Raw genomic sequence first — 13,187 nt, 5'->3', positions numbered from 1 at the left:
TCAGACGCGCCCGTCCGTCGCGCCCGTCCGCCACTCACTCGCTCGCAGGTGGGGGAGGGGGCGGGGCGCTCCCTCACACCGCTGCGTGCTCCTCGCAGGGGGCCCCGGCGTGCTCGTCGCACACCACGAAGCGGTGCTTGCACGCAGGGTCGGCGCAATTCGCCACGGTGTTCGAGGGGGCGTCGCACACACGGCACCTGCCGACGACAGCTGCGCCGGGCGCGAAGTCGAGCGCTTCGCGGCCGTCGAATACGGCAAGCGATCCTTCCCACAGTCCGTCGTTGCCGAAGGCCTCGCCGTATTTCACGATGCCGCCGTCGACCTGGTACACCTCGTCGAAGCCGCGATCCCGCATCGCGGCAGAGAGGATCTCGCAGCGGATGCCGCCGGTGCAGTAGGTGACGACGGGCCGGTTCTTGAGCGCGTCGAAGTCACCGGCGTCGATCTGCGCGATGAAATCGTGCGTCGTGCGCGTATCGGGGACCACCGCGCCCCGGAACCGACCGATCTCCGCCTCCCACGCGTTGCGCCCGTCGAAGAACACCACATCGTCACCGCGCTCGGCCACGAGTTCGTTCACCTCATGCGGGGAGAGATGCACGCCGCCGCCGACGACGCCGTCGTCGTCGACGCGGGTTTCGTCGGGGATTCCGAATGCCACGAGCTCGTCGCGCACCTTCACGCTGAGCTTCGGGAAGTCGCTGATGCGCCGCCATCGCGGCCCGCGCTCGGTGCCGTGCAGTCGCTCATCCGGGGCATCGACCAGTGCCGTTCCCATGCTCCACTTCGGCTCGAGCCCGGCGAACGGGGCGTACTCGCGAGTGCGCCGCACATACTGCTTGCAGGCGTCGAGCTCGCCGCCGACCGTGCCGTTGATGCCGTGGTGCGAGATGATGATGCGTCCTCGCAGGCCCAACGATTCGCAGAGCTGCCGCTGCCACAAGCGCACGGCCTCGGGATCGGCCACGGGGGCGAAGACGTAGTACAGCAGGATCTTGGGCTCGCTCACCCGTCAATGGTACGCGGGAGGCGCGCAGCGAACCGCACCAGCCCAACGCTTGACATTGACGCAGCGTCAACGCGTAGCGTGACATCTGGAACGGAGAACACCATGACGACCACGAATACGCGTGCGTTGCACAGTGTGCAGGCGGTGGCTCGCGCGGCGAGCACGACCTCGCGCACGCTGCGGCACTACGACCGCATCGGTCTGCTGCCGCCCACGTGCATCGGCTCGAACGGGTATCGCTACTACGACGACCGGGCGCTGCTCCGCCTGCAGCGCATCCTGCTGCTGCGCGATCTCGGTCTGGGCCTCGACGCCATCGCCCGGGTGCTCGCGTCGCAGGATGCCAGCAGCCGCAGTGCGCTGTCGGATCGCACGGCGCAGACCGCCGAGACCGAGATCCTGCGGTCGCACCTCGCGATCCTCCACCGCGAGCGAGAGCGCATCACCCGCCAGATCCGCGCCGTGGAGCGCACCATCGCCGCCCTCCCGGGCATGACCGACACCGCACCAGCAGGAGCACTGATGACTGAGAACATCTTCGACGGATTCGACCACGCACAGCACCGTGAGGAGGTGGAGCGGCGCTGGGGAGACCGCGCGTACGCGGAGGGCGACCATTGGTGGCAGGGGCTCGGCAGCGGTGCGCGCGAGGCGTGGCAGCGCCGCAGCGCCGACCTCGCCGCAGCGTGGCGCATGGCCGCCGAACGCGAGCTCGACCCGGCGGGAACCGAGGGGCAGGAACTCGCCGCCCAGCACGTGGCCTGGTTGCGGGGGATACCTGGGACCCCCGCCGCCGACCCCGCGGGTGATCTCGCCGGATACGTGCGCGGGCTCGGCGAGTTGTACGTCACGGACGAGCGCTTCGCCGCGAACTACGGCGGAGCGACAGGGGCGGGGTTCGTGCGGGACGCGCTGGTGCAATACATCGCCCACGATCGCGCAGAGGGCGCGAGCGGCGCGCGGTGATCTCGCGCGCGTCAGCGCGAGGGGTGCGCGCTCGCGTCGCGCGAGTGACTCGCTTCGAGCAGGGCCACGGCTGACGCGTACGCATCGCGCTGCTCACGCACCGGAACATCGAAGATCCGTGCGGGGCCGGTTCCGTCGCGGTCGGCTTCCCACCCCGGGTCCCCGTCGCGCGCGAAGCGCACCAGGGCGCCGTGCACGGCGTCCGCGAGAGCTTGCGGAGGGGCGGTGCCCGCGACGCGCTCGACGCCCACGGCATCGAGGCGGTCGAAGACGAACGGCACATCACTGCAGTGCCCCGCGAAGTGCGGTGCGCCGGCCTCGGTATCGGGTGCGTGCCAGGAGTAGCGAGACGTCCAGGTGGTGCCCGCAACTGCAGACGCTCCGCGGGCACGGGCGACACGGGGCACCCATGAGCGGAACACGGCGTCCGTGGCGTACCGCCCGACGAGCGCGACGCTGCTCGCGGTCGCCTGGACCTCCGGCGTCTCGAGCCAGCGATCCGCAACCGCCGCGGACGCTCCGAGGGCGCGCAGCACGGCGCGGCGCGGCGCACGGTCGAGGATGGGGCGCGGTGTGAACATTCCCATGAGCTCGTCGTCTGCGGTGCTCAGCGCCAGGGGCACGTGCGCGCTGGGCCCGTGCGCTGTGCCCTGCAACGCGTCGAGCGGCACCACGTCACCGTCCGGGAGCGGGCCGATCATGAGCCCGTCCCGGAGCATGCCGTGCACGTCGCGAAGGATGCGGGGCGCGGCAGGCGCCGTGATCCGGCGCTGCAACTCGATGATTCTCGCCTCGGGCAGCGACCCGAGACCGGCGAGATCGGGAGTCACTCCGCCCAGACGGGCCAGGTGCCGGGTGCGAGCCGCAGCGGCGTCGAGCGACGGCGCTGCGACGGCCGCCGACATGGCGTAGCCAGCGGCGAAGAGCCCCTCAGTCGCTGGAACGCCGAGCAACGTGAGCACCGCGCCGCCTCCGGCGGATTGCCCCGCGATGGTGACGCGATCCGGATCACCCCCGAACCCTGCGACGTTCTGCTGCACCCATTCCAGCGCGCGCACCCAATCGAGTACCCCGCGGTTGGCCGGAGCGCCGTCGACGGCGCCGAACCCGATGAAGCCCAACCGGTACGAGATCGTCACGAGCACCACTCCGTCGCGGGCGAACGCGCGGCCGTCGTACCACGGGCTCGCCGGAGAGCCTGAGATGAAGCCGCCGCCGTGGATCCAGACGATCACGGGCAGTTTCGCCGATGCCTCCGGCGCAGGTGTCCACACGTTCACGTTCAGTGTGTCGTCGCCCGGAATCGAGTGCTCGGGGATCAGCGTGATACCCGTATCGCCGCGCTGCGGGGTGGGCCCGAACGCCGATGCGTCCCGGATCCCGTCCCACGCCTCGCACGGCTGCGGAGGTGCGAATCGCAGGGCGCCCACGGGCGCAGCCGCGTACGGGATGCCTCGGAATACCGCGGCGCTCGACCCCTCTGCCGCGCCCGGACTGCACGGCTCCCAGGTCCCCCGAACCGCTCCGGCGGCTGTCCGCACGACGGGGCGCGACGCGCGATCGCTGACGGTCTTCACCGGACGAGTCAGAGTCGCGACTGGGCTTCCGCCCGCGCGAGCACGTGATCCTGCGCCATCTGCGCTTCATTGATGCGCTGCTGCTGCTCTGGCGTGCGGGCGAGCGGAGGGATGACCTCGTGCTGATCGTTCACGATCACGACATCGTGGTCGACGTGGTTCACCATCGCATGGACGGCGTCGATGAAGTCCTGGCGTCGAATCGCGTCGAGCACGCGGGCGTGGTCGCGCTCCATCTCCGCGCCGGTCGCGACGTTCGCGAGACGACCGCGGTGCTCCGGAGTGCGCAGGCGATCGTTGATTCCGGCGTAGAGCGCGGCGAGCAGACGGTTCTTCGCGGCGTCGAACACGAGACGGTGGAAGCGGCTGTCGAAGGCCGTGTCGACGTCGCCCGCGAACCCGAGCACGGGGCAGCGGGTGCATCCGACCTCTTCGATCGCGGCTCGTTCGAGCGCCGCGATGTCTTCATCGGTGCGGTGCAGGGCGGCCTGCTGCGCGGCTTCGATCTCGAGGGCCCGGCGATAGCTGAGGATCTCTTCGAGGGTGAAGTCGGTGAGGAACTCGTTGAGGAGGGTGCTCGTCGGCGCGGCCGAGCGCACGAACGTGCCGCGACCGGGCAGCGTCTCGAGCATCCCGATGCTCGCGAGCGACCGCACGGCTTCGCGCACGGTCGACCGACCGACGCCGGTCTGCTCCGCGAGCTCGGGCTCGATGGGAATGCGCCCGCCGACCGGCCATTCGCCGGTGGTGATCTTGCGACGCAGGTAGGCGAGCGTCGCGCGTGCTCGATCTGACCCTGTGGTCGCTGCCATGATCACTCCGATTCGTCGGGCGCCGTGTGCGCCGATGCCGAGAACTCAGTATATCGAGCGTCTTCGAGGGCGTCGGGGCGCGAAAGATCGGTTCGCGGAGGCCATTGGAGCGGCCAGCCGCTGACCGTAGTCTGGAGGTCAGAACATCAGGGGGGTGCCATGACGAACAAGAATCCGAGCCGCGGCGACATCGACCCGTATGCGCGCATGCGGCAGGTACCCGGCTTCACGTTGCGGAGTGCCGACATTCAAGACGGCGAGCCACTGCCTGCCGAGCAGTACGCCGAGGCGGCAGGGGGATCCAATCGCTCGCCGCAGTTGAGCTGGGCCGACTTCCCGGCGGGCACGAAGAGCTTCGCCGTCACCTGCTTCGACCCGGACGCGCCGACGGGGTCGGGGTTCTGGCACTGGGCCGTTGCGAACCTGCCGGCGAGTACGCTCGAGCTCCCGGCCGGTGCCGGCGCTCTCGCAGGCACGCCGGGCGGCGCGCTGCTGCCGGCCGCTGCGACGACGATGCCGAATGAACGGCGCGAGCGCGCGTTCACCGGTGCTGCGCCGCCGGAGGGCACCGGCGTGCATCACTACTGGTTCGTCGTGCACGCGCTCGGCGTCGAGCACCTCGACATCGACCCGGATCTCACGCCGGCGGTCATGGGGTTCATGATGCGCGATGCCGTACTGGCCAGGGCAGTCATCGTCGCGACCGGAGAGTTCGGCCAGGCCGACTGACCGATCGATCGGTCAGGAATTACAACGCCTCGGTCACGAAGAGGGCCCCGAGTTGCTCCCGCGGGGGGATCGCGGTCTACGATGCTTGAATCGGCGTAAGTTCTCGCCGACTCGCTCAGTTCGCCGAAGCACTGACCCGGCGACGTCCCCCACAAAGGATTCGATACCCATGCGACAGACCTCGTTCCGCCGCCGCGCCCTCACCATCGCCGGCGTCACCGCAGCGGCAGCACTCACCCTCAGCGCCTGCTCCTCACCCGACTCGTCAGGCGAGGGAGGATCAGCGGAGACCTTCAACATCGGCATCAGCCAGTTCGTGCAGCACCCGGCACTCGACTCCGCGACCGAGGGCTTCAAGCAGGCGTTCATCGACGCGGGATACGTCGATGGCGAGACGGTGAACTTCGACGAGCAGAACGCGAACGCAGAGCAGGCCACGGCCGTCACCATCGCGCAGGGCTTCGCGACCTCCGACAACGATCTCGTGCTGGCAGTGGCGACACCGGCAGCGCAGGCGGCCGCTCAGGCGATCACCGACAAGCCGATCCTCTTCACCGCGGTGACCGACGCGGTGTCAGCAGAGCTCGTCGACTCCAACGAGACCCCCGGTGGCAACGTGACCGGAACCAGCGACCTGGCCCCGCTCGACGAGCAGCTGAAAATGCTGCAGGAGATCGTTCCCGACGCGAAGAAGGTCGGCATCGTCTACGCATCGGGCGAGGTGAACTCCGAGGTGCAGGTCTCGGCGGCCGAGGAGGCCGCGAGCGACCTCGACCTCGAGATCGTCACGAAGACCGTGACCACTGCCAACGACATCGCTCAGGCGACCGAAGCGCTCGGAGCCGTCGACGCGATCTACGTGCCGACCGACAACCTCGTCGTCTCGGGCATCGCCTCGCTCGTGCAGGTCGCGGAGGAGAAGCAGATCCCCGTCATCGGGGCCGAGGCCGGCACCGTCGAGGGCGGCGCGGTCGCGACGCTCGGCATCGACTACACGGATCTGGGGCATCAGACCGGTGAGATGGCCATCAAGATCCTGGAAGACGGAGCCGACCCTGCAGAGATGGCAGTCGAGGTCTCCAAGAGCTTCACGTACGTGGTGAACCCGGGCGCCGCAGAGCGCATGGGCGTCGAGATCCCGAAGGATATCCTCGACCAGGCGGAAACCGTCGAGTAACCCCGGGCCCCCGGCCCGCACGGTTTCTCCAGCACACGACACGAACAGGATGACCATCGCATGATCGGCGCGCTCGAACTCGGCCTCATCTACGGGGTGATGGCACTGGGCGTCTACCTGACGTTCCGAGTGCTCAACTTCCCGGACCTCACGGTCGACGGCAGCTTCACCACCGGCGCTGCTGTCGCGGCCGCGCTGATCACGAACGGTCACAACCCCGTCCTCGCCACCCTCGCCGGTGGCGGGGCGGGGATCATCGCGGGCATCATCACCGGCCTGCTGCACACGAAGGGCCGCATCGACGGCCTCCTCTCCGGAATCCTGACGATGATCGCCCTCTGGTCGATCAACCTGCGAATCATGGGCACCGCGAAGGAGGGCACCGCGGTCGCCGCCAACCTCCCGCTGCTGCGGGCCGACACGGTCTTCACCCCGCTGCGCGAAGGAGAGCTCCTCGGCACCTGGGGCGGCGTCGCCATCATTCTCCTCGCCGTGCTCGTGCTGAAGGTCGTGGTCGACTGGTTCCTCTCGACCAACCTCGGGCTCGCCATTCAGGCGACCGGAGACAACGGGCCGATGATCCGCAGCTTCGGCGTGAACACCGATCGCACGACGATTCTCACCCTCGCCATCTCGAACGGATCCGTGGGGCTTTGCGGGGCGCTCGTCGCGCAGTATCAGGGCTTCGCCGACATCAGCATGGGCGTCGGCCTGATTCTCGTCGGGCTCGCATCCGTCATCCTCGGCCAGGCCATCTTCGGCCAGCGCTTCATCTGGCTCGCGAGCCTCGCGGTCGTGCTCGGCGCGGTCATCTACCGCCTCATCATCTTCTTCGCTCTGCGCGCCGGTCTCGATCCGAACGACATGAAGCTCATCACCGCGCTCCTCGTGATCGCGGCGCTCCTGCTGCCGCGGTGGGGGTTCCTGCGCAAGATCCCGATGCTGCGACGCAAGGACGGCCGCGTGGTGCTCGAGGAAGTCACCGCCCCGGCCTCCGCCGACGCCTCGCCGAGCGGTGCTGCGCCCGCCGGCGCCACGACCGCGCGCGTCGGCGCTGATCCCGCGTCGCCCGCGGCCGGCACTACGCCCGAACCCGACATCCAGGCCGGAAGGTAGCCGCATGCTCACCATTGAACGCATCGAGAAGACGTTCTTCCCCGGCACCGTCAACGAGCGCCGCGCACTCGGCGGCCTCAGCCTGCGCCTCGACGAAGGCGACTTCGTCACCGTCATCGGCTCCAACGGCGCCGGCAAATCGACATTGCTGAACGCCATCTCGGGTCGCTACAGCGTCGACTCCGGCAGGATCGAGATCGACGGCCAGCGCGTCAACAAGCTCAAGGAGTACCAGCGCGCCAAGTTCATCGGCCGCGTGTTCCAGGACCCCATGGCGGGCACCGCTCCCGATCTGACGATCGAGCAGAACCTTGCGCTCGCCGAGCGTCGGGGCAAGAGCCGCGGGCTCGGGCTCGCGCTCAGCCGTACGCTCCGCGAGCGCTTCCGTGAAGAGCTCACCGCGCTCGAACTCGGACTCGAGCACCGGCTCACCGCCAAGGTCGGCCTGCTCTCCGGCGGCCAGCGGCAGGCGTTGTCGCTGCTCATGGCCGGATTCACGCGTCCCAGCATCCTGCTGCTCGACGAGCACACCGCCGCACTCGACCCGCAGCGCGCGGCACTCGTCACCGAGCTGACCGACCGAATCGTCTCCCAGGGCGCGCTCACGACGCTGATGGTGACGCACAACATGGAGCAGGCGCTGCGACTCGGCAACCGCCTCATCATGATGCACGAGGGCAACATCGTGTTCGAGGCGTCGGCGGAGCAGAAGCGCGAGCTCACCGTGCCGCGCCTGCTCGAGGAGTTCGCGAAGATCAAGGGCGCGCAGCTCGACGATCGCGCCCTGCTGGCCTGAGGCGCATCGCCGACAGGGTCTCCTGCGGGATCTCCGACGGCCGAGACAGCCGGGACATCTCGGCTTCGGCGCGCGCTCCCGCCAAACATGCGCGACCACTCATACAGTGGGGTCATGGCAGCTGAACCCATCGCCCCGGCGTCGGTGTGGGACGCCGTGTCCGAACGATCCGAAGCGCTGGCGCACGCTTGGATCTCAGCCCTGCGCGATCGGGCGCCGGATGAGACGGTGGACCCCCGCGGATCCGGGCACCTGCTCGAGGGGCTGCGCCGCGATCCCGAGAGTTTCGAATTCACACGGAGGCTGCTCGAGCTCGTCGCCGGAACGGAAGACGCGTTCGCTTCGGCGGTCGGACTCCATGCCATGTCGCAGGAAGTACCGGATTCCATGCCCGCGCGTGACCGGTTCGCGGTACGGGCGGGTGGAGCGACATCTCTCGGGCTCCCCTGGGCAGTCATGCCGGTCGCTCGCCGCTGGCTCCGGGATCGCGTCTCCGGGCTGGTGCTCGCCGCTCGGCTGCCCGGCGCAGCGGGCGGAACCGGAACCGCGACCTGGCTCAGCTCGGCCGCGGGAGCAGCGCTCGCCGACGCGCATCGGAGGTACTCCGACGCCGGACTGCGGGCAGTCACGCGGCCGCTCGGCAACGGCGTGCACGGGCCCGACGGCGCTGCCGGGGAAGTGGCGCGACTCGCCGCGCTCGCAGCGCATCCAACCGTCGCGCATCTGGTGGTCGAACCGGAGCGCATCGCCCCCGGCGGCACGGAGTGGACGTTCGACGACGACGTCGCGCGCGCCGCATCCGCACTCGAACCCGTGCTGCGCGCCTCGGCTGAGCACGGAACCACGATTCATCTGTCCGCTCGAAACGTGCGGTGGGCGCGCATGCTGCCCGAGATCGCGATTCGTGCCCTCGTCGACCCCGCGCTCGACCGGGCGCGCATCGGGGTGCAGTTGCTCGCCGAACTGCCGGAGTCGCGCGAGTACTACGGCCGTCTGAGTCGTTGGGCGCAGCGCCGCGTCGCCGAGGGCGGGGCGCCGGCCGAAGTCGTCATCGGCGTGGGCGGCGTGGCCGGAGGCGAACGCATCGCGTCGATCGAATCGGGGCTCCCGGTGCCGGTGCTGGAAGAACGCGTGGACGTGCTCGCACAGCTGCTGCGGCTGACGGAACTCGCGCTGCACCCGGGACGAGCGGCGGTGCTGCGGCCCGTGATCGCCACAGAGGACGTGCTCGTGCTCGCGGCCGCGGTCGCCCTGGCTGACGAGCTCGGATCGCGAGAACTCAGCGCGGTGCAGTTGCGCAGCGGCGTCGCCCCCGGGCTCGCATCGGTGCTTCGCGAGACCCTCCCCGATGTGCGCGTCGTCGTGCCCGTCGTCCCTCCGAAGGAATTCGGCGGTGCCGTCGATCTGCTCGTCGGCATCGCAGCTGAAGCCGCCGATCCAGACTCGGCACTGTCCAGACTCGAGGCGCTCATCGCACGGGAACCCGAATCCGGGGGAGGTGAGGACGACGCCGGAGAGATCGCGAGCGAACCCGCTGAGCTGACGCGCGAACGGGCGCTGTCGCAAGCGTTCACCGAGTTCGGCACCGCACTCGCACGGGCAGCGGAGCCGGCTCCGGCGTCGCACCGCACCCAGAACCGGGCGCGCGAATGGGATCCGTCGGAGCGCGACAGTGCGTTGTTCTACCGCGCCCCCGACGAACCGGCGCGATTCGAGACCGGTGGCCTCACTGCTGCGGTACTGGGGCTGACGAGGGGGTCGACGGGAGAGTTCACCCTCGAGGCCGTCGCCCCGCCGCGCGCGATCCCCGCCGTGTCGGAATCCGGTTTCGCGAACGAGCCGGCCACCGACGCGACCGTGGCGGCGAATCGCGAGTGGGCGCGAGACCTCTTCGCGGAAGCCCGTGCACGGACGGGTGACGACGATGCCGCGAACGCCACGATTGCCCTCTCGGCAGCCGATCTCGATCCGGAACTCGTCGCGGAGGATGCGCGTTCTCGAGCCGAAGCGTGGTCGGCCCAGTCGACCCGCACGCGGGCGTCACGGCTGCGCCGCTCGGCACTCGCGATGGTCGCCGCACGGGATCGACTGATTCAGCTGCTGGCCGCCGACACGGGCGCCCCGATCGCCGAGCTCGACGCCGAAGTGGACGACCTGGTGGATGCGGCCCGATACAGCGGCCAGCTCGCCGAGGCGCTCGGTGCGGTGCGCGGCGCCACGTTCGTCCCGGAGCGGCTCGTGCTCGTCACCGCCGATGCGCCCACCCCGCTCGCCGTGCAGGCGGAAGCGGTCTTCGCCGCGCTGGCAGCGGGAAGCGGGGTGCTCTGGCTCGTGCCGCACCGCCTCCTGGCATCGGCGTCGGCCGTGATCGAAGAATGCGAGGTCGGTGGCCTGACGCCCGGTGTGGTGCGGCTCGAAGCCGCAGTCGTCGGCCGAACCGTTGCCGAGCTCGCGGCACATCGAAGCGTCGATCGCGCGGTCGTGGTCGGATCCCGTACTGACGCGACCGACCTCGCGCGTCGTCGGCCCGACCTCCGGGTCGAAGGGCAGTTCCGGTCGCGCGGCTTCGTGCTCGTCACGCCGTCCGCCGACCTGGATCGAGCGATCGACGACGTCGTCGCCTCGGCGCTCGGCCGCTCGGGAGGCAGTCTTCGCGCCGCCAGGGGCGTGATCCTGCTCGGCAGCGTGGCGCGATCGCGGCGTTTCCGAGATGGGCTCGCCGATGCGGTACGAGCCCTCCGGGCCGGCGACAGCGCGCGCGAGTCCGACGCCACGGTCTTGGGCCTCCGGGTCGGCCCGCTGCACGCCCCGGCCGACGAGGCCGAGCGGCGTGCGCTCTCCGAACTCGCTCGCGGAGAGGAATGGCTCGTGCAACCCGAATCCCTCGATTCGGAGGGACGGGTGTGGAGCCCGGGAGTGCGGGCAGGGGTCTCGGCGAATGCGACCTTCTGGGACGACGCGCGGACGGTGCCCGTGATCGGCATCACCACAGCGCATTCGCTCTCCGAGGCGTTGGCGCTGCAGAACCGTGAGGGCACCGGCGGCGTGGCGGCGATCCACTCCAACGACGGGGACGAGATCGGTGCCTGGCTGGAGGGCATCGAAGCGGCCGCAGTGTCTGTCAACCGTGCGACGACGCACGTTCGCGTGGAGCGGCACCCGGGCGGAGGGTGGAACGATGCCGGCATGGGGCTCTCCGGCCTCGCCGGCGGGCCGAACCGATTGATCGCCCTGGGCTCGTGGCGCGTTCGGGAGGGGAGTCGGAGCGAGACCCTGCATCTGCGCGGGCTCGAACCCGAGATCCGGTTGCTCATCGAGACGCTGCAGCCCGTGCTGCCCTATCAGGCGTTCGACGAGCTCAGGCGCGCCGCGCTCGCCGACGCCTTCACGTGGCGCACGTCGTTCGGCGTCGATCGCGACACGATCGGGCTCGGGATCGAGCGGAACCTCATCCGGCACCGACCCGTCGCCACGCACGTGCGTCTCGCGGAAGGCGGAGCCCTCGTCGCCCTCGCACGCGTCATCGCCGCCGCGCTGCTCGCCCGCGCACCGATCACGGTCTCGACCGGAGAGGTGCTCCCCGTCGAACTCACCGATTTCCTGGAGCACCGCGACATCGAGCTGTCGCTCGAGCGCGATGAGGACTGGCTCGAGCGACTGGCGGTGGCCGGGGCGGTAGCCGCTGACGGGACCCGGGCCCTCCGTGTGCGCCTCATCGACGGTGACCGTGTTCGGGCGGCGGAGTGGCTCGGACCGCAGGATCGCGTCGCCATCTGGGCGGAGCCAGTGACGATGGCGGGTCCGGTCGAGTTGCTCTCCCTGGTTCGGGAGCAAGCAATCTCTGCGCGGGCGAACCGGCACGGGCTCGCGGTGACCGTGCCGGGGCTCGATGACGCGATCGAGCCGTGAGGCGTTAGTTCAGGCGCATGGGAGTGTGCGGAATGCCGTCCTCGAGATACTCGGCGCCGCAGCTGATGAAACCGAAGCGCGCGTACCAGTCGACCAGGTGCGATTGCGCGTGGAGCATGATCGGTCGCCCGGCGCACCGTTCGATGGCCGCTTCGAGCAGCACCGCGGCGACACCGTGACCCCGCCACGTCGGGGCGGTGACGACACGACCGATGCTGCGGGTGCCGCGCTCGCCGGGCTCTTCCACGAGGATCCGCACGGTTGCCGCGATCGCCCCACTGGCCTCTTCCGCCCAGATCTGAACTGAGCCGCCCTCCAGATCGCGTCCATCGAGATCGAGGTACACGCAGTCCTGCTCGACCACGAAGACCTCCTGCCGAAGTGCGGCGACACGGTAGAACGTCGTCGCGGACATGTCGGCGACGTGAGCGGCCTGCAGCGTCAGTTCCTCGGGAAGATCTCTCATGCACCGATACTCCCATGCGTCCGCAGCGCGTGCGGGCTCGTCTCGGTGCGTCCAGGATTTCCGTTCGCGCACTGGAGCCGCTAGGGTAGATTCCTGGTTGCGTTCGCGTGACCGATGGCGGGTTACCCGAGCGGCCAAAGGGGGCTGACTGTAAATCAGCTGGCAACGCCTACGGGGGTTCGAATCCCTCACCCGCCACCAGTACTGAAGGCCCCGGCCTCATTGAGAAATCGATGAGGTCGGGGCCTTTCGCTTTTCCCGGGGCGAGTGGCCGTGGGATCGGGGGCATCGAGATCCGGCGCCGCTCGCAGCAGACACGCCCGGGATGTGGGCGCTAGTTGCCCTGCAGCCAGGATCCCCGTAATGTATTCCCTTGTCAGCGAAACGGAAAACGGCGCGAAAGCGGCCGAGATTCGAATCGGACATCGGCTCTCTCGAGATCACCGAGAGCAGGACTTGCGAAAGTCTGGCTCGGGCGTGTAAAGTGAGAGACTCGATCTCACCGCAAGGTGGACGCCCCGAGGGCGGTCCAGCTGGAGCGCGTATTGCTCCCAGCGGTAGATGACAGGTTGCTGTTCGGAGCTTCCCTTGGTTGGGTGTGACGGGTGGTGTCTGGTCTTTGAGAACTCA

Annotated in this window: 10 protein-coding genes and 1 tRNA gene; 7 read left to right on the top strand and 4 right to left on the bottom strand. The window is 69.5% G+C overall.

The window, feature by feature from the left end:
- Positions 1-73 precede the first annotated feature (73 nt).
- A complete protein-coding gene (locus ABFX18_RS01600; RefSeq protein ID WP_346057161.1) occupies positions 74-1,009 on the bottom strand; it encodes a tRNA uridine(34) hydroxylase in 936 nt (311 codons plus the stop codon).
- 102 nt (positions 1,010-1,111) lie between these two features.
- Between ABFX18_RS01600 and ABFX18_RS01595 the strand changes: the two genes are divergently transcribed.
- The gene (locus tag ABFX18_RS01595; RefSeq protein ID WP_346057160.1) at positions 1,112-1,975 is read left to right on the top strand and encodes a MerR family transcriptional regulator; all 864 of its coding nucleotides are present in this window, start codon (positions 1,112-1,114) and stop codon (positions 1,973-1,975) included.
- 11 nt (positions 1,976-1,986) lie between these two features.
- Here ABFX18_RS01595 and ABFX18_RS01590 read toward each other — a convergent pair whose 3' ends face one another.
- Together ABFX18_RS01590 and ABFX18_RS01585 are read right to left on the bottom strand one after the other, a co-directional pair.
- The gene (locus ABFX18_RS01590) at positions 1,987-3,552 is read right to left on the bottom strand and encodes a carboxylesterase/lipase family protein (RefSeq protein WP_346057159.1); all 1,566 of its coding nucleotides are present in this window, start codon (positions 3,550-3,552) and stop codon (positions 1,987-1,989) included.
- Positions 3,553-3,560: 8 nt separating this feature from the next.
- The gene (locus ABFX18_RS01585) at positions 3,561-4,364 is read right to left on the bottom strand and encodes a FadR/GntR family transcriptional regulator (protein ID WP_090147232.1); all 804 of its coding nucleotides are present in this window, start codon (positions 4,362-4,364) and stop codon (positions 3,561-3,563) included.
- Positions 4,365-4,523: 159 nt separating this feature from the next.
- Between ABFX18_RS01585 and ABFX18_RS01580 the strand changes: the two genes are divergently transcribed.
- The 5 genes from ABFX18_RS01580 to ABFX18_RS01560 all read left to right on the top strand — a co-directional run bounded on the left by ABFX18_RS01580 (position 4,524) and on the right by ABFX18_RS01560 (position 12,091).
- Complete coding sequence (locus ABFX18_RS01580; protein WP_346057158.1) at positions 4,524-5,093, top strand: YbhB/YbcL family Raf kinase inhibitor-like protein; 570 nt, start codon at positions 4,524-4,526, stop codon at positions 5,091-5,093.
- A 169-nt stretch (positions 5,094-5,262) separates the two neighbouring features.
- Positions 5,263-6,270, top strand: a complete 1,008-nt coding sequence (locus ABFX18_RS01575; RefSeq protein ID WP_346057157.1) for an ABC transporter substrate-binding protein — start codon at positions 5,263-5,265, stop codon at positions 6,268-6,270.
- Between the two features lie 60 nt (positions 6,271-6,330).
- Entirely contained in the window at positions 6,331-7,386 is a 1,056-nt protein-coding gene (locus tag ABFX18_RS01570; protein ID WP_346057156.1) for an ABC transporter permease, read from the top strand.
- 4 nt (positions 7,387-7,390) lie between these two features.
- Positions 7,391-8,182: an ABC transporter ATP-binding protein gene (locus tag ABFX18_RS01565; protein WP_346057155.1), complete on the top strand. Its 792-nt coding sequence runs from the start codon at positions 7,391-7,393 to the stop codon at positions 8,180-8,182.
- Positions 8,183-8,296: 114 nt separating this feature from the next.
- On the top strand, positions 8,297-12,091 hold the full coding sequence (locus ABFX18_RS01560; RefSeq protein WP_346057154.1) for an aldehyde dehydrogenase family protein: 3,795 nt from the start codon (positions 8,297-8,299) through the stop codon (positions 12,089-12,091).
- Positions 12,092-12,095: 4 nt separating this feature from the next.
- Here the strand turns inward: ABFX18_RS01560 and ABFX18_RS01555 are convergent, their stop codons facing one another.
- Positions 12,096-12,557 (bottom strand): GNAT family N-acetyltransferase, encoded by a 462-nt coding sequence (locus ABFX18_RS01555; protein ID WP_090147226.1) that lies wholly within the window; start codon positions 12,555-12,557, stop codon positions 12,096-12,098.
- A 116-nt stretch (positions 12,558-12,673) separates the two neighbouring features.
- Between ABFX18_RS01555 and ABFX18_RS01550 the strand changes: the two genes are divergently transcribed.
- Positions 12,674-12,758: transfer RNA gene (locus ABFX18_RS01550), tRNA-Tyr, on the top strand.
- The last annotated feature ends 429 nt before the right edge of the window (positions 12,759-13,187 follow it).

The organism is Leucobacter alluvii, from assembly GCF_039530485.1.
Lineage (GTDB): Bacteria > Actinomycetota > Actinomycetes > Actinomycetales > Microbacteriaceae > Leucobacter > Leucobacter alluvii.
This window is presented reverse-complemented; position numbering and strand designations above follow the sequence as displayed.